The following is a 26,682-nucleotide window of genomic DNA, read 5'->3' as shown; positions in this document are numbered from 1 at the left end:
CGTCAGTCTTCGTCGTCTTCGAGCTGCAGCTTGTCGGAACGGATGCCGGTGTTGGCGCCCCAGTAGAAGATCACGAGCGCGACGGCCGCGACGACGACCGTGTCGTACGGATGCGCGAGCTGGCCCGTGCCGCCGAAACCGCCGAAGTACGACAGCACGATCATGGCCGCGTAGAACGCGATCAGCCACGCGGACGAGCGCACCTGTTCGGCGATGCTCAGGTGCGCGGTCGGCACCCAGCGGCGGCACGCGAGATAGATCACGAACATCACGATCTGCAGGCCGAGCAGCCAGGACACCGTGCTCCAGCCCGACCAGTAGACGATCAGCGCGGCGATCACGAACGACGCGGGGCCGGTGATGCCGAACGCCACCGCGCGGAACGGCCGCGGCAGGCCGGGCGCGGTGCGGCGCAGCGCGGCGACCGACACGGGCGCGACCGCGTAGCTCAGCACGAGCGCGGCCGACACGATGTTGATCAGCGCTTCCCACGACGGGAACGGCATGGTCCAGAAGATCGCGAGGCCGAACGTGAGCCACAGGCCCGCGCGCGGGATGCCCGACGCTTCGTCGACACGCGTGAACACCTTGAAGAACGTGCCCGTCTTCGCCCAGCCGTAGACGACGCGCGGCGTCGCGTTCATGTAGATGTTGCCGCAGCCGCTCGGCGAGATCATCGCGTCGGCCACCACCATTACCGCGAGCCAGCCCACGCCGAGTGCGAGCGCGATGTCGCGGTACGGCAGCGAGAAGGCCTTGCTCACGTCGTGCCAGCCGGCGGCGAGCATGTCGGTCGGGATGCTGCCGATGAAGGCGAGCTGCAGCAGCACGTAGATCAGCGTGGACAGCAGGATCGACAGGATCAGCGCGATCGGGATCGTGCGCTGCGGATTGCGCACTTCGCTCGCGACCGACACGATCGGCGTGAGGCCGAGGTACGCGAAGATGATGCCGCCGGCCGACACGGCCATCTCGATGCCCGGCATGCCGAACGGCGCGAAGCCGTGCATGGTCAGGTTGGCGGGCTTGAAGAACGTGAACAGCACCGCGATCACCGACAGCGGCACGATGAACTTGAAGATGCTGATGATGTTGTTCGCCTTCGCGAACGTCTTCACGCTCGAATAGTTCAGGTAAAAGAACAAGCACAGCAGCGCGGCCTGCACGAGCCAGCCGAGCGTGGTCGGGTCGCTCGAGCCGGCCTTGGTGAGACCGGGAAACCACGCGGCCGCATATTGGCGCGCGGCGACCACTTCGATCGCGATCAGGCTCGAGAACGCGATCAGCGTGATGAAGCCCATCAGGTAGCCGAGCAGCGGGCCGTGCGAGAACACCGGGTAGCGGACCACGCCGCCCGCGCGCGGCAGCGCGGCGCCGAGCTCGCAGTAGACGATGCCGAGCAGGAGCACCGCGAAGCCGCCGAGCAGCCACGAGAAGATGCCGGCCGGGCCGGCGATCGTCGACACGTGACTCGCGGCGAACAGCCACCCCGAACCGAAGATCGCGCCGAGGCCGATGAACGTCAGGTCGGTCAGCGACAACTGCTTCTTGAATTTGCCGTGACCGCCGTCGGCGGGCACGGAACGGGAAAGCGGGACGGACGGGTGGGTGTTGCCTTGGCCTGGCATGGGTTTGTCTCCTGGGAAATATCGGTGCAGGTGTGGCTTGCGCCGCGCTCCGACGGAGCAGCGGCGCAACACCTGCCGGCCGGCGTGCGACCGGTTCGAGCGACCGGCGCGGGCCGGGGGCCGTTCATGCGCGGCGCGGGTTGGCGCCGCAGCGAACGGCCCGCGCGAGCCATGCCGGACCGGAAGCGGCGATGCGACGGGGGATGCCGTTGCACCGCCGGGGGGGAAATCGGTCAGCGGTTCGCCCGGTTCCGTCCGGCGCGGTGCGCGGCGTCGAAAGGGGTGGAAGCGCCCGGTGCGAACCGGTTGCTGAGGGCGGGGAAAACTCCGGTCCGCTGGATGGCGTTTCGGCTCACTGCAATCTCCTGCTTCGTATCGGTCGACGACAGGCGTGTCGACGTGCAACCAGTATCGCCGTGCAAACACCCATCACGCTTGAGCCGGATCGCGGAGCAAAATGACGAAATCGGCACAGTGGCCGGAAGGGCCGCGAAGGGCGCTTCGCACTGTGCCGATTTCGTCGCCGTCCTTATCGAAAAGCCACAAGCGGACGGACGCGCGACGGAGGAAGCTATGCTCTTTTCCCCACATCGGACGGCTCATGATGAAGCGCATCCAGATCATCGATTCGCACACGGGCGGCGAACCCACGCGGCTCGTCGTGTCCGGTTTCCCCTCGCTCGGCAACGGCACGATGGCCGAGCGCCGCGACGTGCTCGCGCGCGAGCACGATCGCTATCGCACCGCGTGCATTCTCGAGCCGCGCGGCAGCGACGTGCTGGTCGGCGCGCTGCTGTGCGATCCCGTGTCGCCGGAGGCGGCGGCCGGCGTGATCTTCTTCAACAACAGCGGCTATCTCGGGATGTGCGGGCACGGCACGATCGGCGTCGTGCGCACGCTGCATCACATGGGCCGCATCGAGCCGGGCGTGCACCGGATCGAAACGCCGGTCGGCACCGTCGAGGCGACGCTGCACGACGACCTGTCGGTCAGCGTGCGCAACGTGCTCGCGTATCGCCACGCGAAGGCCGTCGATGTCGACGTGCCGGGCTACGGCCCCGTGAAGGGCGACATCGCGTGGGGCGGCAACTGGTTCTTCCTGATCAGCGATCACGGCCAGCGCGTGGCCGGCGACAACGTTGCGGCGCTGACCGCCTATTCGTCCGCGGTGCGCGCGGGGCTCGAGCGCGCGGGCATCACCGGCGCGAATGGCGGCGAGATCGACCATATCGAACTGTTCGCTGACGACCCCGAGCACGACAGCCGCAGCTTCGTGCTGTGCCCGGGCCACGCGTACGACCGCTCGCCGTGCGGCACCGGCACGAGCGCGAAGCTCGCGTGCCTCGCGGCCGACGGCAAGCTCGAGCCGGGCGTCGTGTGGCGGCAGGCGAGCGTGATCGGCAGCGTGTTCCAGGCGAGCTATGCGCAGGCCGACGGCGGCATCGTGCCGACGATCCGCGGCAGCGCGCACCTGAGCGCGGAAGCGACGCTGCTGATCGAGGAAGACGATCCGTTCGGCTGGGGCATCGTGTCGTGAGTGAAATCAGGACCGACGTCGTCGTGATCGGCGCCGGCATCGTCGGCGCGGCGTGTGCGCACGAACTCGCGCAGCGCGGGCTGCGCGTGCTCGTCGTCGATGACGCGAGCGGCGGCGCAACCGGCGCCGGCATGGGGCACCTCGTCGCGATGGACGACAACGCGGCGGAGCTCGCGCTGAGCCATTACTCGATCGAGCTGTGGCGCGCGCTCGCCGGCGAGATGCCGGAAGGCTGCGCGTACCGCAACTGCGGCACGCTGTGGCTCGCGGCCGATTCCAGCGAGATGGACCTCGCGCGCACCAAGCAGGCGACGCTCGCCGCACATGGCGTCGCGGGCGAACTGATCGACGCGGCGACGCTCGCGCAACTCGAGCCGATGCTGCGCGCGGGCCTCGGCGGCGCGCTGAAGATCCCCGGCGACGCGATTCTCTATGCGCCCGTCGCCGCGAGCTGGCTGCTGCAGCGCGCGCCGGGCATCACGTTGCGGCGCGAGCGCGCGGTGGCGGTCGATGGTCCGAGCGTGACGCTCGCGAGCGGCGACACGCTGCGCGCGGAACGCGTGGTCGTTGCGAACGGCGTCGCCGCGCGCACGCTGTTGCCCGAGCTGCCGCTGCGCCCGAAGAAGGGGCATCTGCTGATCACCGATCGTTACCCGGGCCGGGTGTCGCACCAGCTCGTCGAACTCGGCTATGCGGCGAGCGCGCACGCGAGCGACGGCACGTCGGTCGCGTTCAACGTGCAGCCGCGGCCGACCGGCCAGCTGCTGATCGGCTCGTCGCGCCAGTTCGATACCGAGGACGCGCGCATCGAGCCGCCGGTCCTCGCGCGCATGCTGCGCCGCGCTGTCGGCTATTTGCCCGACCTGGCCGACCTGAACGGGATTCGCGCGTGGACGGGTTTCCGTTCCGCGAGCCCCGACGGTCTGCCGCTGCTCGGCGAACATCCGGCGCGGCCGGGCGTATGGCTCGCGGTCGGGCACGAAGGGCTGGGCGTGACGACCGCGCCGGGCAGTGCGCGGCTCGTCGCCGCATTGATGACCGGCGAGCGGCCGCCCATCGACATCGAACCGTATTTGCCGGGACGTTTCCTGACGACGTCCCCCGTAGCTGGAGCGCTGACATGAAACGACCCCCACGCACACTTCGTTCGCCGTCGACCGGAGTTGGCGCTTCAGCGCTTACCCCGGTCCCATGCAAGGCGCCCCCCGCGGGGGCGGCCCGCCGGAGGCTCACATGATCATTCATCTGGACGGCCGCGCGCTGACGGTGGCCGACGGTGCGACCGTCGCGGCCGCCGTCGCGGCGAGCGGCGACGACACGACGCGCGTGTCGTGCACGGGTGCGGCGCGCGCGCCGTTTTGCGGTATGGGCATCTGCCAGGAGTGCAGGATGACGATCGACGGCCGCCGCCGCCTGGCTTGCCAGACGCTGTGCCGCGACGGGATGCGGGTGGAGCGCACGCGATGAGCACGGCGAAACAGGAACGACTGAGCGTCGACGTCGCGATCGTCGGCGCGGGCCCGGCCGGGCTGTCGGCGGCGCGGGCCGCCGCACGAAGCGGCGCGACGGTCGCGATCGTCGACGACAATCCGCGCGCGGGCGGGCAGATCTGGCGCCAGGCGGCGGCCGCGACGCCCGTGCCGGCCGCGGCGGAACGCCTGGCCGTGCTGCGTCAGCCGAACGTCACGCATCTCGCGGCCACGCGCATCGTGGCCGAAACGCAGCCGGGCACGCTGCTGCTCGAGGACGACGAGCGCGGCTTCCTGCTCGAATTCCACACGCTGATCGTGTGTTGCGGTGCGCGCGAGCTGCTGCTGCCGTTCCCGGGCTGGACGCTGCCGGGCGTGACCGGCGCGGGCGGCCTGCAGGCCCTGATCAAGTACGGCCTCGACGTGCGCGGGCAGCGCACGGTGATCGCCGGCAGCGGCCCGCTGCTGCTCGCGAGCGCGGCGACGGCCCGTCAGGCCGGCGCGCAGGTGTCGCATGTGCTCGAACAGGCGGCGTGGAGCGACGTGGCCGGTTTCGGCGCGGGGCTTTGGCGCTGGCCGTCGAAACTCATGCAGGCGGCGAAGCTCGTCACGGCAGCCTACCGGCCCAATGCCCACGTCGTCGAGGCGTTCGGCGACAAGCGGCTCGAACGCGTGCGGATCCGGCAGGGCGAGCGCGAGTTCGAGGTCGACTGCGACAGGCTCGCGTGCGGCTTCGGCCTCGTGCCGAACACCGTGCTGCCGAGCCACCTCGGCTGCCGGATAGAAAACGGCGCGGTGGTGGTCGACGCGCATCAGCGCACGAGCCGCGACGGCTGTTTCGCGGCGGGCGAGTGCACGGGTGTCGGCGGCAGCGAACTGGCGATGGTCGAAGGCGAAATCGCCGGCTACGCGGCCACCGGGCAGACGGCGCCGCTGGCCGAGCGGATTGCGCGGCGCGCGCACTGGCAGGCGTTCGCGGATGCGGTGCGCGAGCGCTTCGCGATACGCGAGCCGATTCGCAAGCTCGCGCGCCCCGACACGCTGCTGTGCCGTTGCGAGGACGTGCGCTTCGACGCGGTCGCAGACGCGGCCGCGCCTGCGCAGGGCTGGACGGCCGCGAAGCTGCAGACGCGCTGCGGGATGGGCGCATGCCAGGGCCGCGTGTGCGGCGCGGCCGCGCAGGCGCTGTTCGGCTGGACACCGCCGGTGCCGCGCACGCCGCTCGTGCCCGCGCGGGTCGGCACGCTGATGCTGAACGACATCGCGTCCTGCGACGGCGCCTGATGCGCCACGGCGCAGCGCCCGGTTCGCTCCGGGTCGCTGCGTCGCTCACTCCGCCTTCACTTTCTCCCATCCGCCCACCTGCGGCGCCGCACAGGCACGCAGGCACTCGATCGCGGCGGCCACGGCCGCGCGCTTCGCGCTGTCCGGATGCCAGTAGATCGACACCGCGCCCTGGCCCTCGAGCCGCATCGGCAGGATGCGGATCGCGTTCAATTGCTCGAAGCGCCGCGCGGCACGATGCGATGCGACGCCGAGCAGGTCGGTGTTGTTCAGCAGCGTGAGGTTCAGGATCGACGAATTCGATTCGACGCAATGCGGCGGTTGCACGCGCCCGGCGGCCGTCAGCGCGACCTGCAGCGCGTTGTGCACGGGGGTGCCGGGCGGCCAGACGATCCACGAGCAGGCCAGCACCTCGTCCCAGCCGACGGATGCCGCGCCGACGAGCGGGTGATCGGGCCGCGCGACGAACACCACCGGATCGACATACAGCGCTTCGGCGTGCAGGTGCGGATCGACGGACGCAGACCCTGAACGGCCGACGACGATGTCCAGCTCACCGCGCGCGAGCTGCGGCATCAGCTGGTTCATCGTGCTCTCCGCGAGCCGCACCTGCGCGCGCGGCATCCGCTTCAGCAACTGCGATACCGCGAGCGGCACCGTATCGGCGGCCGCGACGCCCGACGTGCCGATCGTGACCAGGCCGCTGCCGCCTTCGCGCAGCGCGGCCATGTCGTCGCGCGCGACGTCGAGCTGCGCCTCCACGCGGCGCGCATGCTCGATCAGCGCGTCGCCGTAGGCCGTCGGCCGCAAGCCGCGCGCATGCCGCTCGAACAGCGGCAGGCCGACATCCTCCTCGAGTTCCTTCAGCCATTTCGACAGCGCCGGCTGGGTGGTCGCGAGCGCAGCCGCCGACTGGCTCAGGTTGCCCGTGCTGGCCAGGCTCAGCAGGACCTGCAGGTGCCGCAAGCGCAGCCGGTGGGTCCAGTCCATCGCACGCTCCGTATCGGAAGGTATATCCGAATCAATATGGATTAGATGATTTCACCATTTTACCGGGTATGTCTGCGTCGAATATAAATGCGCTAACGGACTGCGGCACGCGGTCCCCGACCCGACACAGCGCCGACCGCGATCGGCCGCCCCAAGGAGACATCATGACCAGCCGACACCCGGATACGTCGCGCGCCGATTACTACGCCCGGATCGCCGAGCAGCGTCTCGCGCCGTTGTGGGAATCGCTGCACAACCTCGTGCCGAAGACGCCGCAGCCGGCCGCGCAGGCCGCGATCTGGAAGTACGCGCGGGTGCGCGACCTGGTGATGCAGGCCGGCAGCGTGATCAGCGCGGAAGAAGCCGTGCGCCGCGTGCTGGTGCTGGAGAACCCGGGCCTGCCCGGCAAGTCGAGCATGACGCCGACCCTGTACGCAGGCCTGCAGCTGATCCTGCCCGGCGAGATCGCGCCGAGCCACCGCCATACGCAGTCGGCGCTGCGCTTCATCGTCGAAGGCAAGGGCGCATGGACCGCGGTGAACGGCGAGCGCACGACGATGCATCCGGGCGACTTCATCATCACGCCGTCGTGGGCGTGGCACGACCACGGCAACCCGGCGGTGGAAGACGGCGGCGAGCCGGTCGTGTGGCTCGACGGGCTCGACATTCCGCTCGTCGCGAACCTCGACGCGGGTTTCGCCGAAAACCATCCGACGGCCGAGCAGCCGGTGAGCCGCGCGGAAGGCGACAGCTTCGCGCGCTTCGGCCACAACATGGCGCCGGTGCGGCATCGCGCGAGCGATCCGACGTCGCCGGTGTTCAGCTATCCGTATGCGCGCACCCGCGACGCGCTCGACGCGCTGTACCGCAACGGCGAACTCGACGCGTGGGACGGCGTGAAGCTGCGCTACGTGAACCCCGCGACGGGCGGCTGGCCGATGCCGACGATCGCGACCTTCATGCAGTTCCTGCCGGCCGGCTTCGACGGCCGCACGTATCGCAGCACCGACGCGACGATCTACTGCGTCGTCGAAGGCAGCGGCACCGCGCACATCGGCGGCGACGCGTTCGCGTTCGAGCCGCACGACATCTTCGTCGCGCCGTCGTGGGCGCCGGTGCGGCTGTCGGCGTCGTCCGACAGCGTGCTGTTCAGCTATTCCGACCGGCCGGTGCTGTCCGCGCTGAACCTGCTGCGCGAAGCGCGCGACTGACGCCGGTTTTCCCCGCTGCGTTGCGTGCGTCGCCGACGCGGCGCGCGTTCCTTCCTTCATGCCTACGCTGGAGCCGTTCATGACTTACGTTTTCCCGCCCGAAGCGCCGGTCGCGCTTCCCGTCGCCGGCAGCGACGCCCGCTTCGCGGTGCGCCGCGTGTACTGCGTCGGCCGCAACTACGCGGCGCATGCGCGCGAAATGGGCTTCGATCCCGATCGCGAACCACCGTTCTTCTTCTGCAAGCCGGCCGATTCGATCGTGCCGGTCGCCTACGGCGAAACGCTCGATCTCGCGTATCCGTCGCAGACGCAGAACTATCACTACGAAGCCGAACTCGTCGCGGTGATCGGCAAGGGCGGCGCCGACATTCCGCTCGAGCGTGCGCTCGAGCACGTGTGGGGTTATGCGGTCGGCCTCGACATGACGCGCCGCGACCTGCAGATGAAGATGCGCGAGATGGGCCGGCCGTGGGAAATCGGCAAGGCGTTCGACCGTTCCGCGCCTGTCGGCCCCGTGCATCCGGCGAGCGAAGTCGGTCATGTCGAGCAGGCCGGCCTGTGGCTGACCGTCAACGGCGCGACGAAGCAGAAGAGCGACGTGTCGCACCTGATCTGGTCGGTCGCGGAAACGGTCGCCGACCTGTCGAAATTCTTCCGCCTCGAACCGGGCGACGTGATCTTCACCGGCACGCCGGAAGGCGTCGGCGCGGTGGTCAAGGGCGACGTGATGCAGGTCGGCGTCGAGCGGCTCGGCGAACTGGCCGTGCGCGTGGTCTGACGCGCGCCTCGCTTTCCTCGAAAGGTCACATCGTGCAACTGCATAGCTTCTTCAACAGTTCGACGTCCTATCGGGTGCGCATCGCGCTCGCGCTGAAAGGACTGCCGTACGACACGCTGCCCGTGAACATCCGCACGGGCGAGCACCGCGAGGCCGGCTACGTCGCGCAGGTGAATCCGTCGGCGTCGGTGCCGGCGCTCGTCGACGGCGATTTCCGTCTCGGCCAGTCGCTCGCGATCATCGACTACCTCGACCGGATTCATCCGGCGCCGCGGCTGATTCCGCTCGAACCGCGGCAGCGCGCACGCGTGCTGGAACTCGCGACGCTGATCGCATGCGACATCCACCCGGTCAACAACCTGCGGGTGCTGCGCTACCTCGACAGCGAACTGCAGGTCACGCCGCAGCAGAAGAGTGCGTGGTACCGGCACTGGGTCGCGGAAGGGATGGCCGGCGTCGAGCGTCTGCTCGCGCGCGCGGACACGGGCCCGTGGTGTTTCGGCGAGGCGCCGACGCTTGCCGACGTATGCCTCGTGCCGCAGGTCGCGAACGCGCTGCGGATGGATTGCGACCTGAGCGCGTATCCGCGCAGCCTCGCGATTCACGAACACGCGCGGCGCGAGCCGGCATTCGACGCAGCGCAGCCGCAGCGGCAACCGGACTACATCGCGTAACACGAAGCAGGAGACAGACATGGGCGAGACACACAACACAGGCCGACGCGTACTCGTGATCGGCGGCGGCATCGGCGGGCTCGCGGCGGCGCTGGCGCTCGCGCGCCAGGGCATTCGCGTGAAGCTGCTCGAGCAGGCCGCGCAAATCGGCGAGATCGGCGCGGGCATCCAGCTCGCCGCAAACGCGTTCAACGCGCTCGACGCGCTGGGCGTCGGCGAGGCCGCGCGCGGCCGGGCGGTGTTTACCGACCGGCTGCAACTCATGGATGCGGTCGATGCGCGGGAAGTCGCGTGCATCGATACGGGCGCCGCGTATCGCGAGCGCTTCGGTAACCCGTATGCGGTGATCCATCGCGCGGACATCCACCTGTCGATCTACGAGGCGGTCAAGGATCATCCGCTGATCGAGTTCCGGACCAGCACGCAGGTGTGCGGGTTCGAGCAGGATGACCACGGCGTGACCGTGATCGACCAGCACGGCGAGCGTTATCGCGCCGATGCGGTGATCGGCTGCGACGGCGTGAAGTCCGCGATCCGTCACGCGCTGATCGGCGACGCGCATCGCGTGACGGGGCACGTCGTGTATCGCGCGGTCGTCGACGTCGACAACATGCCGAAGGATCTGCAGATCAATGCACCGGTCGTCTGGGCCGGCCCGCATTGCCATCTCGTCCACTATCCGCTGCGCGGCGGCCGGCAGTACAACCTCGTCGTCACGTTCCACAGCCGCGAGCAGGAAACCTGGGGCGTGCGCGACGGCAGCAAGGAGGAAGTGCTGTCGTACTTCGACGGCATCCATCCGCTGCCGAAGCAGATGCTCGACCGGCCGACGTCGTGGAAGCGCTGGGCGACCGCCGACCGCGACCCGGTCGAGCGCTGGAGTGCGGGCCGCGCGACGGTGCTCGGCGACGCTGCCCATCCGATGACGCAATACCTCGCGCAGGGCGCGTGCCAGGCGCTCGAGGATGCGGTGACGCTCGGCGCGGCCGTCGCGCAGACCGACGGCGACTTCGAGGCCGCGTTTGCGCTGTACGAGCGCGTGCGGATTCCGCGCACCGCGCGCGTGCTGTATTCGGCGCGCGAGATGGGGCGGATCTATCACGCGAAGGGCGTCGAGCGGCAGGTGCGCAACGCGCTGTGGGTCGGACGCACGCAGGCGCAGTTCTACGATTCGCTCGACTGGCTGCACGGCTGGCGCGCGCAGGATTGCCTGAAATCCGTTGCCTGACGCATTTCGGTTTGCATCCGGCGGCGCGCATTTCAACGACATCGCGCGCGACCGCCTTCATGGAGGAGACATCATCATGGCCGATACGCTGTCCATCGACGTCAGCGAATGGATCGACCGGCATCGCGTTGCGCCGTTTCAGGCCGCGATCGTCGTGCTGTGCTTCCTGATCGTCGCGATCGACGGTTTCGACACGGCATCGATCGGGTTCATCGCCCCCGTCATTCGCGCGGAATGGGGCCTGTCGCCCGCGCAGCTCGCGCCGGTGTTCGGCGCGGGGCTCGCCGGGCTGATGGCCGGCGCGCTCGTGTTCGGGCCGTTCGGCGACCGGTTCGGCCGCAAGCGCCTGCTGCTCGCCTGTGTCGCGTGTTTCGGCATCGCGAGTGCGGCGTCGGCGAGCGCGGGCGGTCTGACCGAACTGATCGCGTGGCGCTTCGTGACGGGCCTCGGGCTCGGCGGCGCGATGCCGAACGCGATCACGCTGACGTCCGAGTATTGCCCCGCGCGGCGGCGCTCGCTGCTCGTGACGACGATGTTCTGCGGCTTCACGATCGGCTCCGCGCTCGGCGGACTCGCGGCCGCGTCGCTGATCGAACGCGACGGCTGGCGCGCGGTGCTCGTCGTCGGCGGTGCCGCGCCGCTGCTGCTTCTGCCGGTGCTCGCATGGCGCTTGCCCGAATCGGTGCGCTACCTCGTCAACACCGGCGCGGCGCGCGAACGGGTCGCGGCGATGCTCGCACGCATCGCACCGGACCCGCATCTCGCGCACGCGTCGTTCATCGCACCGCGCGGCAAGCCGGCCGCTTCGCCGCTCGGCCGCCTGTTCGGCGCCGACCTGCTGCGCGGCACGCTGCTGCTGTGGCTCACGTTCTTCATGAGCCTGCTCGTCATCTACCTGTTGTCGAGCTGGCTGCCGACGCTGTTGCGCACGACCGGCGCGACGTTGCAGACGGCCGCGCGCGTGACCGCGATGTTCCAGGTCGGCGGCACGCTCGGCGCGATCGTGCTCGGCGGGCTGATGGACCGCTTCGATCCGCATCGCGTGTTGGCATGCAGCTATGCGGCGGCCGGCGTGTTCGTCGCGGCGATCGGCGTGCTGGCCGCGTCGCCGGCGGGCGCCGCGCTGGTCGTGTTCGCCGCGGGCTTCTGCGTGTCGGGCTCGCAGGTCGGCGCGAACGCGCTGTCGGCCGCGTTCTACCCGACCGAGTGCCGGACCACGGGCGTGAGCTGGGCGAACGGGATCGGCCGCGGCGGGTCGGTCGTCGGTTCGATGGCGGGCGGGGCGATGCTCGCGACGGGGCTGCCGTTGCCGATCGCCTTCGCATTCGTCGCGGTGCCATGCGTGATCGCCGGGATCGCGGTGCTGGTGCTGGGCGCGGTACGGGCCGGCGAGAAGCGCGCGGCGGCAGCCGATGCGCTTGCCGGCGAGCAGGCGTAGCGGAGGCAGGGGTGGGCGTCGCAGACGGCGCTTTCCTTTTTTCTGATTTCTGATGGCGCCGACCGAAAGTACGAATCAACGATATATAAATATATATAATATCGATTCGTTAATCGAATGCGATCGCCCTCATGAACGCCGACCCTTCCACCGGGCTGCCCGAGCCCGATCAGATGCGCGCCGCCGCCGAATCGGCGTGCGCGCTGCTCAAGGTGCTGTCCAATCCCGACCGGCTGCTGCTGCTGTGCGAACTGTCGCAGGGCGAACGCTGCGTGAGCGATCTCGAGGCGCGGCTGGATATTCGCCAGCCGACTCTGTCGCAGCAGCTCGGCGTGTTGCGGGACAACGCGCTCGTCCGCACGCGCCGCGAAGGCAAGAACATCCACTACTCGCTCGACAGCCCGGCTGCGATCGCGGTGATGGGCGTGCTGTACGAACAGTTCTGCGGCCCGGCAGCGAAGGGGACGCGCGATGCAGCTTGATGCGCTTCATTTCACGCCGTGGCTGTCGCTTGCCGGTGGCGTGCTGATCGGGCTTGCGGCCGCGTGGCTCATGGCGTTCAACGGGCGGATCGCCGGAATCAGCGGTATCGTCGGCAGCCTGTTTACGGCCGGTGCGGCGGAGCGCGGCTGGCGTGCCGCGTTCGTCGCCGGGCTGATCGCCGCGCCGCTGCTGATGCGTGTCGCCGGTGCCGCCGTGACGCCGCAGGTCGATGCAGGCTGGGGCGAGTTGCTGGCGGCCGGCCTGCTGGTCGGGATCGGCACGCGCTATGCGGGCGGATGCACGAGCGGTCACGGCGTCTGCGGGCTGTCGCGCGGCGCGACGCGCTCGATCGTCGCGACGGCGGTCTTCATGGTCGCGGGCTTCGCGACCGTATTCGTGCAACGGCACGTGCTCGGGGGCTGACATGCAGGCAGGATTCGCGTTTCTCGCGGGGCTGGTGTTCGGCGTCGGCCTCATCGTGTCGGGGATGGCCAACCCGCAGAAGGTACTCGGCTTTCTCGACCTGGCCGGCCGCTGGGATCCGTCGCTCGCATTCGTGATGGCCGGCGCGATCGGCGTCGCCGTGTTCGCGTTCGCATGGGCGAAGCACCGGACGCGGTCGTTGCTCGGCCTGCCGATCCAGTGGCCGGCCGTGCGGACGATTACCGTGCGCCTCGTCGCCGGCAGCGCCGTGTTCGGCATCGGCTGGGGGCTTGCCGGGTTCTGCCCGGGGCCGGCGATCGTGTCGATCGGGCTCGGGTCGGTGAAGGGCATCGCGTTCGTCGGCGCGATGCTGGCCGGGATGGCATTGTTCGAATGGATCGAGCGCGCGCGGAAGGTGCGGTAGCAACGCGCGGCTGCTGCGGCCGAGGTTGTCGGCGTGGCCGAATCGGCCCGGCGAGGGCGCCGGCAGGGCTGGAATTCGTCGCCGGGGAGCGACACGGTGATCGTGCGGCGACAACGGCGACGGCGTGTAGGCGTCGCGCGGTCGGGCTCGAATTCGTCGCCGGGTGGCGACACGGTGATCGTGCGGCGACAACGGCGACGGTGTGTAGCCGTCGCGCGGCCGGGCTCGAATTCGTCGCCGGGTGGAGCGACACGGTGATCGCGTGGCGACACCGGCGACGGCATGTAGCCGCCGCGTCAGGACTGCTCGCGCACATGCCGCTCGCCGAGCAGCCGCGCGGACGCCCGCTGCAGCCACGCACGCCACACCGCGAACACGCCGGGCCTGGCCACGGGCGCCGCGACGGTCGCGGCAACCGGCCCGGCGCCGCTGGCGGACAATGCCACGTGACCGGCCGTCTCGATTGTCAGGCATTCGCCTTCGTCGAGCACGCGGCGAACGTATTGCGGCGCATCGGGCAGCCAGTCGAGCCCGCCGTGACGTAACGTGACCGCGAGCGCGCCGTCGAGCACGATGACGCGGCTGCCCTTGTCGAACCACGCAAAGTGGCTTTGCCCGGCGTCGAGCCGGATGTCGTGCGTCCGCATGGCGTGTCCTTTTCCCGGTTGCGCGGCCCGGCGATGGCAGGGCGACGGCGTGCAATCAGGTTAAGGAAACGCGTGCGGGCAGGACAGATTCAGGGGACGGGGATCTGTTACGGTGCAGACGGCGATTTCATGTTGCTGTATCGGTGGGTTTCCCCGGAATCTGTATCTGGCGTGCGCCCGGGCGCGCGGGCAGGATGGCCCGCATGACGCCCATCACCGATCCCTCCCGCATGACTTTGCCGATGGCCGGCGAGCCGCTTTACGAACGGCTCGCCGAGCATTACCGCCGCATCATCGCGGCCGGCACGCTGTCGCCCGGCGACCGGATGCCGTCCGTGCGTGCGTTCATGGCGCAGCACGGCGTGAGCCTGTCGACCGCGACCCAGGCCTTCCGGCGGCTCGAGGACACGGGCTGGTGCGAAGCCAGGCCGCGCTCGGGCTACTTCGTGCGCCGGCGCGCGGCGGCCGCGCTCGACACGCTGCCGGAAAGCGACGGGCAGCCGCTGAGCGTCGAGCCGCCGTTCGCGGGGCTGCACGAACGCGTGTCGCGCGTGATCGATCGCGCGAATGCGACGCCCGACGCGCTGAATCTCGGTGGCGCATCCGCGCTGGCGACGCTGTACCCGGCCGAGCGCCTGCAGGCGCTGGCGATCCGGCTGCTACGGCGCAAGCCGACGCTGCTGACCGACGCGGGGCCGGTTGGCGGTTCGGCCGAATTCCGGCAAACGATGGCCAAACGCGCGCTGTCGTACGGCGTGACCGTGTCGCCGGACGACGTGATGTCGACGAGCGGCGGCGTCGATGCCGTGAATCTCGCGTTGCGCGCGGTGGCGCGCCCCGGCGACACGATCGCGATCGAATCGCCGGCCTTTTTCGGCTTGATCCAGCTGCTCGAAAGCCTCGGCCTGCGCGCGCTCGAGATTCCGGCCAGCCCCACGACCGGGTTGTCGATCGAAGCGCTCGACGTGGCGCTGTCCGCGTACCCGGATATTCGGGCCGTGGTCGTCGTGCCGAATCTGCAGAACCCGCTCGGCAGCGTGATGCCCGACGAACGCAAGGCCGCGCTGGTCGCGCTGTGCTCGCGTCACGGCGTGGCCGTGATCGAGGACGAGCCGTATCGCGAACTCGTGGAAGCGCCGCACGCGGTGAAACCCGTGAAGGCATGGGATCGCGACGGCACGGTGATCTATTGCCCGTCGCTCAACAAGGTGCTGGCGCCCGGAATGCGGCTCGGCTGGATGAGCGCGGGCCGCTGGCACGCGCGCGTGAAGATGCTCAAGTTCGCGCAAAGCCGGCACAACGCCGCGTTGCTGCAGGCCGTCGCGGCCGAATTCGTCGGCTCGGGTGCGTTCGACCGCCACCTGCACCGGTTTCGCGAACAGCTTCGCGTGCAGCGCGATGTGACGATCGATGCGATCGCGCGCCATTTTCCCGCCGGCACGCGGATGAACCGGCCGCCCGGCGGCATGCTGCTGTGGATCGCGCTGCCCGACGGCGTGCGTTCCGAAGCCTTGTTCGATGCCGCGCTCGCACGCGGGGTAAGGATCGCGCCAGGCGCGATCTTCTCGAATTCCGACCGCTTTGACGCGTATATCCGGCTTGCCTGCACGCGGGTGTTCGACACGGCACATGAAGCGGCAATCGAAACGCTCGGCCAGTTGATACGCGACGCGGCGGCCGCTGCGTGAGCAGGGCGCGTGTCGGCCGGGCTGGCGCGTTGGCTACCGGGCTCGGCGGTCGTGACGAGAGCACGGGCCGGCCGATCCGGCTCGCCGCATTCTCCGCGGCCGGCCGCCGCGCGGCGACGCGCCGACGATACGATTTCGGCGATTTCATCGGCTGACCGCATGCGCGGCGAGGTGCTGACGGATCAGCGACAGATAGCGATCTCCGACCGAGAAGTCGCGTGCGGCACGCGGCCGCTCCGCCGGGCGCAGCGTGGCCGGCGCGCTCATGCCCAGATACCGGCATACCGCCGACGGAAAGGGCTTTCGCGTATGCCCGAGCTGGCGCGCCGCACGCTCGACGCGGGCGTCGCCCACCTGCGCACGCAGCCATGCCAGCACTTGGCGATCGGTGTCGTTGACGATACGGACCAGATGTTCCATCGCGCACCTCACTGTTCATAAATACAGTGCTGTAAATATAACCAGTGTTTTCGGCGACCGCAAGCGGATGCGCATGCGCCTGGCCGTTCGGCCAGGGTCAACGCGCCGGCGCGGCGGCGCGGGCGATGCGGGGGGCGGCCGGGACGGGATTCGCGTAGCGTGCGTCGGTCAGCGTGCCGAGGAACGCGACGATGTCGTCGATTTCCGCGTCGGTCAGCGCGGGCGGCGTGCCGGGCCGGCGGTTCATCGGCGTCGAATTGACGTTGATGTTGCCGCGATAGGCGGCCGGCACGTCGTCGAACGTCCGGGCGCCGTGATACCAGCGGCCAGGGTCGGTCGAGCGCGTGTTGTAGAACGCGACCGCGTCGCGCAGCGTCGTGAACACGCCGTTGTGCATGAACGTCTGCTTGACCGCGACGTTGCGCAGTCCCGGCGTGCGCAGGTAGCCGCACCATTGCGTCGGCTCGGGCCAGCGCAGCCGCGCAGCCGTATCGCACAGACCGTTGTCGAAATGGCGCGGATCGCGGTTCGCGGGCAGCGCGTGGTTGCGCGGCACCGCGATCGCGTCGTAGCCGAAATCGGTGAAGAGCGAGCGCTCCGGCCGGCTCGACGTTTCCGACAGCGTATGGCAGCTCATGCAATTGCCCTTGTCGGGATTGCGGAACAGCGCCAGGCCGCGCATCTCGGCCGGCGCGAGCGGCTTGCGCGTGCGCAGGAATGCATCGAAGCGCGACGTGAACGGCGCCATCTCGTCGCTCTGCAGATAGGCCTCGACGGCCGAGCCGAGCGCACGCACCAGTTGCTCGGGATCGCGCCGCACCGACGTGCCGAAGCGCGCGGCGAGATCGCCCGACAGTTCGGTGCCGTCGACCTTGCGCAGCAGCGCGGCCGGCGACCGGTTGTTCATCTCGTTCGGGTCGAACAACGGCCCGCGGATCTGTTCGGCGAGCGTGTCCGCGCGGCCGTCGCTGAACAGGCCGCCGAACGGCGACGGCGCGGGCGCGTCGTCGTCCTGGTAGAAGTGGCGGCGCGGCACGTAGCGCACGTAGAGCAGCGATGGCGCGTTGCGCTGGCTGAAGCGCCCGTGGCGGCTGCCTTCCGGCACGCCCGGCCCCGCGAGCGAAGCGGCCGACAAGGTCGGCGCGAACGCGCGCCCCGGATCGTGGCAGCCCGCGCACGACATGCCGCGCGGCTCGGACAGCCGCGGATCGAAGAAGATCCGGCGGCCCAGCGCAACGAGCGTCGGGTCGGGCGCGAAACGGGCGGTGGCCGCGTCGACCTTGTCGGTCACCTGCGGCGTACCGGTGCCGATCGTGCCGACGACGCGCGCAGGCGGCGCGCCGGGGAGCAGGGTCGTTTCGGCAGGTGCGCCGTGGCCGCGAGCGCCGCTCCGGCGAGCACGCGCGGCAAGGGCGCGTACCGCCCGTCCGCCGGCGGCCGGAACCGCGGCGGGCGCCGAACGCCCGGCGGAGGGCGACCGAAGGAATCGGCTGCCTTCGCGATCCAGCCGTTCGTCCCCGGCAGCCGGCCGCATCGCCGAACACGCGAACACGCCGAACACGCCGAACACGCCGAACACGCCGAACACGCCGAATACGCCGAATACGCCGAATACGCCGAATACGCCGAATACGCCGAATACGCCGAACACGCCGAACACGCCGAATACGCAGAATCCACCGAATCCGCCGAACACGCCGAATCCATCAAACCGCCATGCAATCGAACTTCATCACTCACGGCGCGATGAACCCCGTCTTGTCGCATGCGAGCGTGTTGCCCGACTGGTCGCACGACGCGAGCAGCTTGCCCGCCGCCGAATACGCATGGAACACCCAGCCCGTCGCCGGCGCCGCGCGTCGCTCCATGATCAGGAACCCGAAGCTGTTGTTGTGCGACAGCCGTTCGATCACGGCGCCCGGCGCCGGCGTCAGGCCGGCGGGGAACGGGTCGGGCAGCGCGACGTCGAGGTTGTCGCCGCCGTTGCCGGACACGATCGTCGCCGGATGCCCGGACGAGAAGTTGATCGCCTGGAAGTCGTGCACGTGCCCGTGCAGCGCGACGTGGATGCCGGGCGGGTAGTACGCCTGCGCGTTCAGGCTCGCCATCACCGACTGCAGCGCGAGGTTGCCCGGCGCAGGCGTGCTGCCGGCGATCGGCGCGAACGCGAGGATCGGATGATGGTTCGTGAAGATCGTCGTCGACATGCCGGCCTTCGACGCGAGCGACGCGACCGTCTGGAACTGCTTCTGGTAGATGCGGAATTGCGCGTCGGTCGTCTTCAGCGGATTGCGGCCGACCTTCGCGGTGTCGAACACGATCACCTGCGTGCCGCCGCCGAGCGATACCGCATAGGGATCCGAGTAGTTCGCGTCGTCGTCGTTGGCCGGATCGTCGCACGAACGGGCCGCCGAATACGGGCGCGGATCGAGGAAGCGGTACCAGCCCTGGCCGGCCCGTGCGCATTCCTCGTGGTTGCCGCGCACGACGACCCACGGCGCTTTCGCGAACAGCGGCGCGGCCGGGCGGAACAGGTCGGCCTGCCACGCATCCCAGCCATAGCCCCACGGGCTGTCCTTGCAGCCGGCGATGTCGGGCGGGCACGCGTTTTCGCGGTAGTGATAGTCGCCGACGTGCAGCACGAGGTCCGGCGACAGCTTCGCGACGCTCGCCGCGATCGTGTCGAACGGCCAGACCGTCGCGTCGTTGCACGCCTGCCATGCGTTGTCGGCCTTCTTCATCCGGCAACCGGTGTCGGCGATGATCGCGATGCGCTGCGGCTGCGCTTTCGGCAGCGGCAGTGCGCGGCCCGCGACGCTCGCGGTTTGCGCATCGGCCGGCAGCGCCGCTTCGCAGACCGACACCGGGAAGCTCGACGGTTTCGAGTCGGCCGCGGCGCTCGCCGTCGGACGCTGCGCGACGGTCGCGGCGCCGGCGCGCAGCGTCATGCGCGACAGCTTGCCGTCGACGGACAGTTGCGGGCACAGCGGATCGCTCGCGGATGCGGGGCTGTAGCTCGTGATCACGCGTGCGATCGCCTGGTTCGCGTCGCCGATCTCGACCCACTCGGCCTGGAGGTTGATCGCGGCACTGGCCGGATCGGCGGGCGTATCGATGTGATTCGAACACGCGGACAGCGCCGCGAGGGCAACAAGCGGAGCGCAGCGCGCGAGCAGTGCGCGCGGGGGGAGTCGTCGCATGAGAGGCACCGTAGGAAAGTCGTCAACGATACGCAGCGCGAGTGTAAGAAATGTGAAGGGCGGAGTCCGACGGCCGGCCGGCGCGCGAGTCGTGCAGCGGTCGCGGCCTTGACCTCAAGCCGGCTTGAAGCAGCATAGTCCGGATCACGGTCAACGATACGGACGAAAAAGGAGAATCGACGATGAAAGACAGCCGGGCAAACGAAGCGCAGTCTGCGCTGTGGAATGGTGCGTCGGGGCTGGCATGGGTCGACGCGCAGCGCTCGCTCGACCGGATGTTCGAGCCGTTCGAGACGCTGCTCGCGGACGCGGCGGACGCGGCATCCGCGCGCAGCGTGCTCGACGTCGGCTGCGGCACCGGCGCGGTGACGCTCGCGATCGCACGGCGGCTTGGCACGCACGCGCACTGTACCGGCGTCGATATTTCGGCGCGGATGATTGCCGCCGCACGGGCGCGTGCCGAACGCGCCGGCCTGGGCGCCGGCTTCGCGCATGCCGATGCGCAGACGCATGCATTCGCGCCGGCTCGGTTCGACCTGATCGTGTCGCGCTTCGGCGTGATGTTCTTCGACGATCCGGTGCGCGCCTTCGCGAACCTGCGGCAAGCGGCGCGCGCGAACGCGCAACTGCGATTCGTTGCATGGCGCGGCGCCGCCGACAATCCGTTCATGACGACGGCCGAACGTGTCGCGGCAACGTTGCTGCCGGACCTGCCGGCGCGGCAGCCGGGGGCGCCGGGGCAATTCGCGTTCGGCGACCGGCAGCGGATCGCGTCGGTGCTGTCGGACAGCGGCTGGGCCGACATCGCGATCGAGCCGATCGACCAGACGTGCGCGTTGCCCGAGGCGGCGTTGAACGACTACATCGCGCGGCTGGGCCCGGTCGGGCTCGCGCTTCAGCACGCGGACGACGCGACGCGGCGGCGCGTGGTCGAAACGGTGCGCGCTGCGTTCGAGCCTTACGTGCAGGGCGCTGATGTGCGGTTCGACGCGGCGTGCTGGCTCGTCACGGCGCGGGCGCCGTCTGCATGACGCGTCAGGCTGCGAGGACGACCGACGTTCGGCATGCACGCTGCCGTTTGCGCATGACGAGGCAAGGCCGCGCCGCCGCGCAAACGGCAGATATCAGCCGCGCCTCGCACGCAACATCAGCCACGCGCAGCCCGCCGCGACGAGCGCGAGCCCGAGCAGCACCGCCTCGACGCCGAGCGCGAAACCGGGCGGCATCTCGCCGCTGTTCGGCACGGGCGACAGGTTGGCGGTGATCGCGATCGCACCGCCGGCCAGCAACGCGATGCAAACGATCCAGTAGACCTTGCCGCGCGGCGCGGCGGTGCGGATTCGCCACAGCGCGAGGCCGACGCCGCCGAGGTAAAGCACCGCGAGCGTCGCGAGCGCGATGAAGTCGCCGGTGCGATCGTGCAGCAGGCCGCTCATCGTGCGACTCCGTCGGAGGCTACGCGTCCGCACGATGTGATGAACGCGTCGACGGCTTGGCCGATCCGGCCGTTCACGCGCTCCCGCAGCATCGGATACAGCCCGGACCGCAGCGTCAGCGGCAGGTTGTCGCGGAAACCGAAGTACGCGAGCACGAGCCCCGTAAGCCCGTAGATCGCCCACGCATGGAAGCCCCAGTGGAAGAAGGGCATCAGCATGGCCTCGCGCGCGGTGGCGTGCGTGCTGGGGGCGATGGCCTGCGGCTCGAACGCCGTGCGGGTCGAGGGACGGGAACCTGGCATGGCTGGCATCCAGTTGTGGGCGCAACGAGGCGCGACGCCGCCCGGCGCGCGCGTCGCACGTCGGACCCTGATACGGCGTGCGTCGAGTGTAGCGCGGTGTCGGGACTGCAAGAGGGGCAAGCAGCAGGGGTTAACCTGACGAATTGTAGGGTATCGGGCCGATCGCGAAAACCCTCGCACTGCGCGGCGCGTGCGACGGAGCGCAGACCGAGCGCAGACGAGGCGCGGAATCCGGCGCCCCGGATGATGCGGACCGTCCGGGGCGCCGGCAGGCGATGCGCTGCCGCGATTTCAGAACGTCACGGCGATCCCGGCCATGCCGACGAACTGGCCGTGCGTCGTCGACGGCGTGAGCTGCTGCGAGTCGCCGACGATCGGCGCCGCGTCGACGATATGGCCGGCACCTTGCGCGCCGAGCGTGCGCCCGCTCGAATGCGTGTACGCCTGCAGCGCATAGAGCGTCGTGCGCTTCGACAGGCTGTACGACTCCTTCAGCGAATACTGCTGGTAGCGGGCCGCGTTCGACACGCCGTTCGCCTTCGACGCGAGCGTGTACGCGAACGCGCCGGCCACCGAGAAGGTCGGCGTGAAGCGGTACGCGGCGAGCGCGCCGTAGGTGTTGAACACGGCCGTATTCGCGAACGCGGAGCCGTTGCCGGGCAGGTACTTCACGTTCGAGTAGTTGAGGCCCATCGTCAGGTTGCCGAGCGTGTAGTTGCCCGCCGTCGCGACCTGCTCGACGGCCTTCGCGGTCAGGTAGCCCTGGTTCAGCACGGACACGGCGAAGCTGCCCGACGCCGCGGTCGCCGGATTCAGGAACCCCGCCGACGAACCCGAGCTGTTGATGCGCAGGTAGCCGGCCGCGATTCCGACCGGCCCGTTCGCATAGCGCAGCGCGGCGCTGAACGTATTGCCCTTGCCGGTCGCGCCGGCGATGCCGCCGAACGCGTACATCGCGCTCGCGGTCAGCCCGGACAAGGTCGGCGACGTATAGGTGACCGAGTTGTTCACGCGGATGGTCGTGTCGAGGCCGTCGATGTCGCCCGGATGCGCGCCGGTCGCACCGGTCAGCCAGCTGCTCGACGCGTAGGGGCCGACCAGCAGGAAGTACGGCGTGTACTGGCGGCCGGCCGTCACCGTGCCGTAATGGTCGTTGCGCAGCCCGACGAAGGCCTGGCGGTTGAAGATCGTGCCGGCGGCGGCTTGCGCGCCGGTGTTCAGGTTGAAGCCGGATTGCAGATCGAAGATCGCGTGCGTGCCGCCGCCGAGATCCTCGTCGCCGCGCAGCCCGAACTTCGACGCATACAGGTTGCCGTCGCGCATGTACACGTTCGAGTGGCCTTGCTGGTTGTTCACGTACGCGAGCGAATCGTCGACCACGCCGTACAGCGTCACGCTGCTCTGCGCATGGGCGGCGGAAGCGCCGAGCGACGCGGCGGATAAAATCAGGATTGCATAATGATGATGCGGTGCCTTCATTGTCGATCTCCAGGTCTCTTCAGGGGGCGGGAGGCTGGACGGCCTCCTCTTGGATGGCGGGGCGGGCCGCGTGCGCGGTCCGCCCGAACATGGCTCGGCGCTTGCCCGAGCGTGCGCGGTCAGTCGTCGAGCGCCACGACGAGGCGACGCCACGCGCCGTCCCGCGCATCGTGCTCGACGCGCGCGCCGCGCACCGCAAGCGCGCCTTGCAGCGACGCCGGCAGCAGGATCTCGAGGCGCTCGGCGGGGCGATGCATGCGGCCGTCCCAGCGGACCGACACGCCGAGTTCGCCCGACGCCTGGCGGCCGGTCTCGATGCGCCACAGCCCGTATTCGCCGTCGCGCCACGCTTCCGTTTCGCCGTCGTCCTCGACGCATTCGCCGTATGCGACACCGTCCTCGATGCGTGGCGCGACGAGGAAGCCGCGCGTGTCCGCGCGCGCGCCGAAGCGTTGCTCGGCGACGTTCAGCGGCAGCACGCGGCCTTCGCGCAACAGCATCACCGGCGTGTCGAGCGGCGCGGGCAGCGTCACGCTCGCGCCGCCGTCGAACGATCGCGCGCTCGCGCAGCACAGCCAGCGCGCGCCCGACGGCAGGTAGACCGTGCGTTCCGTGCGGCCCGGGTCGACCACCGGCGCGACGAGCAGCGCGTCGCCGAGCATCATGTCGTCGCATTCGTCGTAGCAGCGCGGGTCGCGGGGGAAGTCGCCGAAGGTCGGCCGCAGCACGGGCTCGTAGCGCGTGGTCGACAGCCACAGCAGGTGATAGAGATAAGGCAGCAGCCGGTAGCGCTGCTTGATCAGCGACGCGATCCGCGCGGTGATCTCCGGATACATCCACGGTTCGTTGACGGTGCCGTCGTCATTCCACGAATGGATGCTGAAGCGCGGCATGAAGATGCCGAACTGGACCCAGCGCAGCAGCAGCTCGGGCGACGGTGCGGGACCGGAGAAGCCGCCGATGTCGTGACCGATGTTCGACACGCCCGACAGCGCGAGCCCGAGGCCCATCTTCAGGTTGTAGCGCAGCGTTTCCCATGACGTGTAGTTGTCGCCGGACCAGGTCTGCACATAACGCTGCATGCCGGCGCCGCCGGAGCGTGACACGAGGAACGGCCGTTGCGCCGGCGCATGCGCGCGCTGCGCGTCGCGCGACGCACGCATCATCAGCATCGTCTGCAGCACTTTCGCCTCGCGCGCGGGAAATGGCTGGCCGAAGCCGTGCGCGATCGCGTCGGGCGACCAGATCTCGTATTCGTTGTTGTCGTTCCAGGTCGACTCGATCCCGTAGTCGAGCAGCGCCGACGTGACCTGCTCGCGCCACCAGCGGCAAGCGTCCGGTTGCGTGAAGTCGATATATGCGCCGACCTCGTCCCAGAACTGCACCCACGCCGGCTCGCCGGACGCCGAGCGGATCAGCAGCCCGCGCCGTGCAGCGTCGTCGAACGCGGGATGGTCGCGCAGCAGGCACGGCTTGATGTTCGCGCACAGGCGGATGCCGTGGTCGCGGTAGTGCTTCACGAAACCCTTCGCGTCGGGAAACTTCTCGCGGTTCCAGTTGAACACGTAGCGCTTCGCGCCGATCGACGTATAGCCCGACGACAGGTGGAACGAATCGCACAGGATGTCGTGCGATTCACACTGCTCGACGAACTGGTTCATCTGGCGCTGCGCGTCCGGCGCGTCGGTGTAGCTCATCGTCGAGCCCGAATAGCCGAGCCCCCATTTCGGCGTGCGCGCCGGGCGCCCGGTGAGCCACGTGAAGCGTCGTGCGGCCGTGAGCGGCGTGTCGGGCGATGCGATGAAGTAGTAGTCGAGATCGCCGTGCTCGGCGACGAAGTAGCGGTACAGCCCGTGGTAGTTGTCGAGCTCGCGGCCCATGTCGAACGCGCAATCCGACAGCGTGTCGTAGAACAGCCCGAAGCCCTGGCACGCGTCGGGCGACCAGGTGACGTAGAACGGGATGTGCTTGTAGAGCGGATCCGTGTGCTTCGCGCTGTAGCCCATCGCGTCGATGTTGCGCATCTCGAAGCGCGCGCCGGTACGGTCGAGGTCGCCCGCGCGTTCGCCGAGGCCGAACACCTTGTCGCCGCGCTCACGGGCGACGTAGTGATAGGCGCGGTCGTCCCACCAGCCGAAGTTGTACGCCTGCGTCGCGCGGTCGGCGAGCACGACGCGCCACGCGCCGTCGGCACCACGCATCGACCACGTGCAATGGCCGCCTTGCCGACTTACCGTGAGACGGACCTGCGCGGTTTCGATGCGCACGCCGCCGTCGTCCTCGCCGAAGTCGTAGACGGGCAGCGCGAACCCGCCGAGGTCGAGACGGTCGCGGCCCTCGAGCGGCACGTCGTCGAGGCCCGGTGCGATCGTCCACGTGCGCGGGTTGCGCGGCGTCGCGTCGGGCAGCACGCGCACGCGCACGATGTCGTCCTCGAGCACGAAGACCTCGAGGGTCGCGCCCGCGTCGGACGCGAGCAGCACACGGTTCGCCTGGCGGGCGGCGACGCGGAACACGGGCGGATGAAGAAGCGAAGTCATGAAGGCGATTCCTGGTGAAAACGGAGGTCAGGCGTGTTGCGCGAGCAGGCGTTCCTGCTTCGACTGCCCGCGGATCAGCACCGCGAGCAGCGTGACGCCGATGATGTCGAACAGGCCGAGGCACGCGAACAGCGGCGCGTAGCCGATCTTGTCGGCGAGCGCGCCGACCAGCAGCGAGAAGCCGAGCCCGCCGATCCACGCGGCCATGCCCGCGAAGCCGCTGGCGGTGCCGACTTCCTCGGGATCGAACACGTCGGCCGACAGCGTGTTGACGAGTGCGGAGATCATCTGGTGCGCGAAGCCGCCGACGCAGAACAGGGCAATGGCCGTGTATGGCGACGACACGAGCCCGATCATCGCCGGCCCGAGCATCAGCACCGAACCGAGCGCGACGCCGGCGACGCGGGACCACACGAGCGGCAGTTTGAACCGGTTCGCGAGGTAGGGCGACAGGTAGCCGCCCGCGATGCCGCCGAGGTCGGCCGCGAGAAACGGCATCCACGCGAACACGGCGATCAGCGTGAGCGCCATGTGGCGCTCGGTGGCGAGGTACAGCGGAATCCAGAAGCTGAAGGTCTGCCATGCGGGTTCCGCGAAGAAGCGCGGCAGCGCGATCGCCCAGAAGCGGCGCGCGGTGACGACGTCGCGAATCCGGCGCTTCGACACGGCCGGCATCGTGGCCTGGCCGTCGCGGATCAGCGTGCGCTCCTGCGACGTGAGGCGCGGATGAGTGGCCGGCGAGCGGTACTGCGTGTACCAGAGCGCGGCCCACAGGAAGCCGAGGGCGCCGGTGACCATGAACGCGGATTGCCAGCCGAACCGCATCGACAGGAACACGACGAGCGGCGGCGCGATCGCGGCGCCGAGCGACGTGCCGGCGTTGAAGTAGCCGACCGCGACGGATTTCTCGCGATCGGGAAACCATTCGGCGACGGCCTTCATCCCCGACGGAATCGCGGCGGCCTCGAACAGCCCGAGCAAGCCGCGCAGGATGCCGAGCGACAGCCAGCCCGACGCGAAGCCGTGCGCGACGCCGACCACCGACCACAGCATCGCGAACAGCGCGAACCCGAGCCGCAGCCCGATCAGGTCGACGATGAACCCGCACACCGGCTGCATGATCGTGTAGCCGATCTGGAACGCGCCGACGATATACGAGTACTGCTGCGTCGAGATCGCGAACACCTGCTTCAGTTCCGGTGCGAGCACCGCGAGGGAGTTTCGAGCGAGGTAGTTGAGGATCGTGCCGAGGCATACCAGCACGATGATCCACCAGCGCAACGCCTTGACTGTTTTCACTGCTGTCTCCTGATCCATGCAAGTCGCCCGGCTAGGGCGTCTCGTTCAGTCTTATTTGTACGATGTCCGATCTTGGTGAGCGCCGATTCGCCCGGCTTTCCTCG

24 protein-coding genes and 1 pseudogene are annotated in these 26,682 nt (G+C 69.5%); 14 read left to right on the top strand and 11 right to left on the bottom strand.

Going from position 1 to position 26,682, the window contains the following annotated elements:
• Window positions 1-2: 2 nt before the first annotated feature.
• On the bottom strand, window positions 3-1,628 hold the full coding sequence (locus PL79_RS33825) for an APC family permease (protein WP_044842883.1): 1,626 nt from the start codon (window positions 1,626-1,628) through the stop codon (window positions 3-5).
• Between the two features lie 604 nt (window positions 1,629-2,232).
• Between PL79_RS33825 and PL79_RS33820 the strand changes: the two genes are divergently transcribed.
• From PL79_RS33820 to PL79_RS33805, 4 genes are all read left to right on the top strand, one after another.
• Window positions 2,233-3,165, top strand: coding sequence for a 4-hydroxyproline epimerase (locus PL79_RS33820; protein WP_044843139.1), 933 nt, complete (start codon window positions 2,233-2,235; stop codon window positions 3,163-3,165).
• Window positions 3,162-4,289 carry an NAD(P)/FAD-dependent oxidoreductase gene (locus tag PL79_RS33815; protein ID WP_044842885.1) on the top strand — a complete coding sequence of 376 codons (1,128 nt, stop codon included), beginning with the start codon at window positions 3,162-3,164 and terminating at the stop codon, window positions 4,287-4,289. Before PL79_RS33820 ends, PL79_RS33815 begins: the two co-directional genes overlap by 4 nt.
• 109 nt (window positions 4,290-4,398) lie before the next feature.
• Complete coding sequence (locus PL79_RS33810) at window positions 4,399-4,632, top strand: 2Fe-2S iron-sulfur cluster-binding protein (protein WP_011658575.1); 234 nt, start codon at window positions 4,399-4,401, stop codon at window positions 4,630-4,632.
• Window positions 4,629-5,918, top strand: a complete 1,290-nt coding sequence (locus PL79_RS33805) for an NAD(P)/FAD-dependent oxidoreductase (protein ID WP_044842886.1) — start codon at window positions 4,629-4,631, stop codon at window positions 5,916-5,918. The genes PL79_RS33810 and PL79_RS33805 overlap by 4 nt, the downstream gene beginning before the upstream one ends.
• Before the next feature lie 45 nt (window positions 5,919-5,963).
• On the opposite strand, the gene PL79_RS33800 is transcribed toward PL79_RS33805, so the two are convergent.
• Window positions 5,964-6,908, bottom strand: a complete 945-nt coding sequence (locus PL79_RS33800) for a LysR family transcriptional regulator (RefSeq protein WP_044842887.1) — start codon at window positions 6,906-6,908, stop codon at window positions 5,964-5,966.
• Between the two features lie 164 nt (window positions 6,909-7,072).
• On the opposite strand from PL79_RS33800, the gene gtdA reads away from it, so the two are divergent.
• The 8 genes from gtdA (at window position 7,073) to PL79_RS33760 (ending at window position 13,567) form a co-directional block, all read left to right on the top strand.
• Window positions 7,073-8,119, top strand: coding sequence for a gentisate 1,2-dioxygenase (gtdA, locus tag PL79_RS33795; protein ID WP_044842888.1), 1,047 nt, complete (start codon window positions 7,073-7,075; stop codon window positions 8,117-8,119).
• A gap of 79 nt (window positions 8,120-8,198) precedes the next feature.
• On the top strand, window positions 8,199-8,897 hold the full coding sequence (locus PL79_RS33790; RefSeq protein WP_044842889.1) for a fumarylacetoacetate hydrolase family protein: 699 nt from the start codon (window positions 8,199-8,201) through the stop codon (window positions 8,895-8,897).
• A 32-nt stretch (window positions 8,898-8,929) separates the two neighbouring features.
• On the top strand, window positions 8,930-9,571 hold the full coding sequence (maiA, locus tag PL79_RS33785) for a maleylacetoacetate isomerase (protein WP_044842890.1): 642 nt from the start codon (window positions 8,930-8,932) through the stop codon (window positions 9,569-9,571).
• A gap of 19 nt (window positions 9,572-9,590) precedes the next feature.
• Complete coding sequence (locus PL79_RS33780; RefSeq protein ID WP_044842891.1) at window positions 9,591-10,799, top strand: 3-hydroxybenzoate 6-monooxygenase; 1,209 nt, start codon at window positions 9,591-9,593, stop codon at window positions 10,797-10,799.
• Between the two features lie 76 nt (window positions 10,800-10,875).
• Window positions 10,876-12,237 carry an MFS transporter gene (locus PL79_RS33775; protein WP_044842892.1) on the top strand — a complete coding sequence of 454 codons (1,362 nt, stop codon included), beginning with the start codon at window positions 10,876-10,878 and terminating at the stop codon, window positions 12,235-12,237.
• A 131-nt stretch (window positions 12,238-12,368) separates the two neighbouring features.
• On the top strand, window positions 12,369-12,719 hold the full coding sequence (locus PL79_RS33770) for an ArsR/SmtB family transcription factor (protein ID WP_044842893.1): 351 nt from the start codon (window positions 12,369-12,371) through the stop codon (window positions 12,717-12,719).
• Window positions 12,709-13,143, top strand: coding sequence for a YeeE/YedE family protein (locus PL79_RS33765; protein WP_044842894.1), 435 nt, complete (start codon window positions 12,709-12,711; stop codon window positions 13,141-13,143). Before PL79_RS33770 ends, PL79_RS33765 begins: the two co-directional genes overlap by 11 nt.
• Before the next feature lies 1 nt (window position 13,144).
• The gene (locus tag PL79_RS33760) at window positions 13,145-13,567 is read left to right on the top strand and encodes a DUF6691 family protein (RefSeq protein ID WP_044842895.1); all 423 of its coding nucleotides are present in this window, start codon (window positions 13,145-13,147) and stop codon (window positions 13,565-13,567) included.
• A 296-nt stretch (window positions 13,568-13,863) separates the two neighbouring features.
• On the opposite strand, the gene PL79_RS33755 is transcribed toward PL79_RS33760, so the two are convergent.
• On the bottom strand, window positions 13,864-14,214 hold the full coding sequence (locus PL79_RS33755; protein ID WP_044842896.1) for a hypothetical protein: 351 nt from the start codon (window positions 14,212-14,214) through the stop codon (window positions 13,864-13,866).
• A 203-nt stretch (window positions 14,215-14,417) separates the two neighbouring features.
• Between PL79_RS33755 and PL79_RS33750 the strand changes: the two genes are divergently transcribed.
• On the top strand, window positions 14,418-15,902 hold the full coding sequence (locus PL79_RS33750) for an aminotransferase-like domain-containing protein (protein WP_193759905.1): 1,485 nt from the start codon (window positions 14,418-14,420) through the stop codon (window positions 15,900-15,902).
• A 144-nt stretch (window positions 15,903-16,046) separates the two neighbouring features.
• Here PL79_RS33750 and PL79_RS33745 read toward each other — a convergent pair whose 3' ends face one another.
• From PL79_RS33745 to PL79_RS33735, 3 genes are all read right to left on the bottom strand, one after another.
• Window positions 16,047-16,322 (bottom strand): hypothetical protein, encoded by a 276-nt coding sequence (locus PL79_RS33745; protein WP_044842898.1) that lies wholly within the window; start codon window positions 16,320-16,322, stop codon window positions 16,047-16,049.
• 97 nt (window positions 16,323-16,419) lie between these two features.
• Entirely contained in the window at window positions 16,420-17,829 is a 1,410-nt protein-coding gene (locus tag PL79_RS33740) for a cytochrome-c peroxidase (protein ID WP_442861577.1), read from the bottom strand.
• 229 nt (window positions 17,830-18,058) lie between these two features.
• Window positions 18,059-19,522, bottom strand: coding sequence for a metallophosphoesterase (locus PL79_RS33735; protein ID WP_044842901.1), 1,464 nt, complete (start codon window positions 19,520-19,522; stop codon window positions 18,059-18,061).
• A gap of 182 nt (window positions 19,523-19,704) precedes the next feature.
• Between PL79_RS33735 and PL79_RS33730 the strand changes: the two genes are divergently transcribed.
• On the top strand, window positions 19,705-20,553 hold the full coding sequence (locus tag PL79_RS33730) for a class I SAM-dependent methyltransferase (protein WP_044842902.1): 849 nt from the start codon (window positions 19,705-19,707) through the stop codon (window positions 20,551-20,553).
• Between the two features lie 93 nt (window positions 20,554-20,646).
• Here the strand turns inward: PL79_RS33730 and PL79_RS33725 are convergent, their stop codons facing one another.
• The 5 genes and pseudogenes from PL79_RS33725 to PL79_RS33705 form a co-directional block, all read right to left on the bottom strand.
• Window positions 20,647-20,958 (bottom strand): hypothetical protein, encoded by a 312-nt coding sequence (locus tag PL79_RS33725; protein WP_044843140.1) that lies wholly within the window; start codon window positions 20,956-20,958, stop codon window positions 20,647-20,649.
• A gap of 41 nt (window positions 20,959-20,999) precedes the next feature.
• Window positions 21,000-21,224: pseudogene (locus tag PL79_RS33720) on the bottom strand (BCCT family transporter); the annotation flags it as partial.
• A gap of 327 nt (window positions 21,225-21,551) precedes the next feature.
• Window positions 21,552-22,739, bottom strand: coding sequence for a porin (locus PL79_RS33715; protein ID WP_044842903.1), 1,188 nt, complete (start codon window positions 22,737-22,739; stop codon window positions 21,552-21,554).
• A gap of 119 nt (window positions 22,740-22,858) precedes the next feature.
• Window positions 22,859-25,279 carry a glycoside hydrolase family 31 protein gene (locus PL79_RS33710; protein ID WP_044842904.1) on the bottom strand — a complete coding sequence of 807 codons (2,421 nt, stop codon included), beginning with the start codon at window positions 25,277-25,279 and terminating at the stop codon, window positions 22,859-22,861.
• A 27-nt stretch (window positions 25,280-25,306) separates the two neighbouring features.
• The gene (locus PL79_RS33705) at window positions 25,307-26,578 is read right to left on the bottom strand and encodes an MFS transporter (protein ID WP_044843141.1); all 1,272 of its coding nucleotides are present in this window, start codon (window positions 26,576-26,578) and stop codon (window positions 25,307-25,309) included.
• Window positions 26,579-26,682 lie beyond the last annotated feature (104 nt).

The organism is Burkholderia sp. USMB20, from assembly GCF_000949135.2.
Lineage (GTDB): Bacteria > Pseudomonadota > Gammaproteobacteria > Burkholderiales > Burkholderiaceae > Burkholderia.
The sequence above is the reverse complement of the archived record's forward strand: the minus strand, read 5'-3'. Positions and strand labels throughout refer to the sequence as shown.

Coding starts and splice junctions, on each gene's coding strand:
- PL79_RS33800 (WP_044842887.1), bottom strand. CDS start 6,908: ATGGACTGGACCCACCGGCTGCGCTTGCGGCACCTGCAGGTCCTGCTG.
- gtdA (WP_044842888.1), top strand. CDS start 7,073: ATGACCAGCCGACACCCGGATACGTCGCGCGCCGATTACTACGCCCGG.
- PL79_RS33730 (WP_044842902.1), top strand. CDS start 19,705: ATGAAAGACAGCCGGGCAAACGAAGCGCAGTCTGCGCTGTGGAATGGT.
- PL79_RS33745 (WP_044842898.1), bottom strand. CDS start 16,322: ATGGAACATCTGGTCCGTATCGTCAACGACACCGATCGCCAAGTGCTG.
- PL79_RS33820 (WP_044843139.1), top strand. CDS start 2,233: ATGAAGCGCATCCAGATCATCGATTCGCACACGGGCGGCGAACCCACG.
- PL79_RS33735 (WP_044842901.1), bottom strand. CDS start 19,522: ATGCGACGACTCCCCCCGCGCGCACTGCTCGCGCGCTGCGCTCCGCTT.
- PL79_RS33775 (WP_044842892.1), top strand. CDS start 10,876: ATGGCCGATACGCTGTCCATCGACGTCAGCGAATGGATCGACCGGCAT.
- PL79_RS33780 (WP_044842891.1), top strand. CDS start 9,591: ATGGGCGAGACACACAACACAGGCCGACGCGTACTCGTGATCGGCGGC.
- PL79_RS33755 (WP_044842896.1), bottom strand. CDS start 14,214: ATGCGGACGCACGACATCCGGCTCGACGCCGGGCAAAGCCACTTTGCG.
- PL79_RS33715 (WP_044842903.1), bottom strand. CDS start 22,739: ATGAAGGCACCGCATCATCATTATGCAATCCTGATTTTATCCGCCGCG.
- PL79_RS33825 (WP_044842883.1), bottom strand. CDS start 1,628: ATGCCAGGCCAAGGCAACACCCACCCGTCCGTCCCGCTTTCCCGTTCC.
- PL79_RS33725 (WP_044843140.1), bottom strand. CDS start 20,958: ATGAGCGGCCTGCTGCACGATCGCACCGGCGACTTCATCGCGCTCGCG.
- PL79_RS33805 (WP_044842886.1), top strand. CDS start 4,629: ATGAGCACGGCGAAACAGGAACGACTGAGCGTCGACGTCGCGATCGTC.
- PL79_RS33710 (WP_044842904.1), bottom strand. CDS start 25,279: ATGACTTCGCTTCTTCATCCGCCCGTGTTCCGCGTCGCCGCCCGCCAG.
- PL79_RS33760 (WP_044842895.1), top strand. CDS start 13,145: ATGCAGGCAGGATTCGCGTTTCTCGCGGGGCTGGTGTTCGGCGTCGGC.
- PL79_RS33810 (WP_011658575.1), top strand. CDS start 4,399: ATGATCATTCATCTGGACGGCCGCGCGCTGACGGTGGCCGACGGTGCG.
- PL79_RS33790 (WP_044842889.1), top strand. CDS start 8,199: ATGACTTACGTTTTCCCGCCCGAAGCGCCGGTCGCGCTTCCCGTCGCC.
- PL79_RS33765 (WP_044842894.1), top strand. CDS start 12,709: ATGCAGCTTGATGCGCTTCATTTCACGCCGTGGCTGTCGCTTGCCGGT.
- PL79_RS33770 (WP_044842893.1), top strand. CDS start 12,369: ATGAACGCCGACCCTTCCACCGGGCTGCCCGAGCCCGATCAGATGCGC.
- PL79_RS33750 (WP_193759905.1), top strand. CDS start 14,418: ATGACGCCCATCACCGATCCCTCCCGCATGACTTTGCCGATGGCCGGC.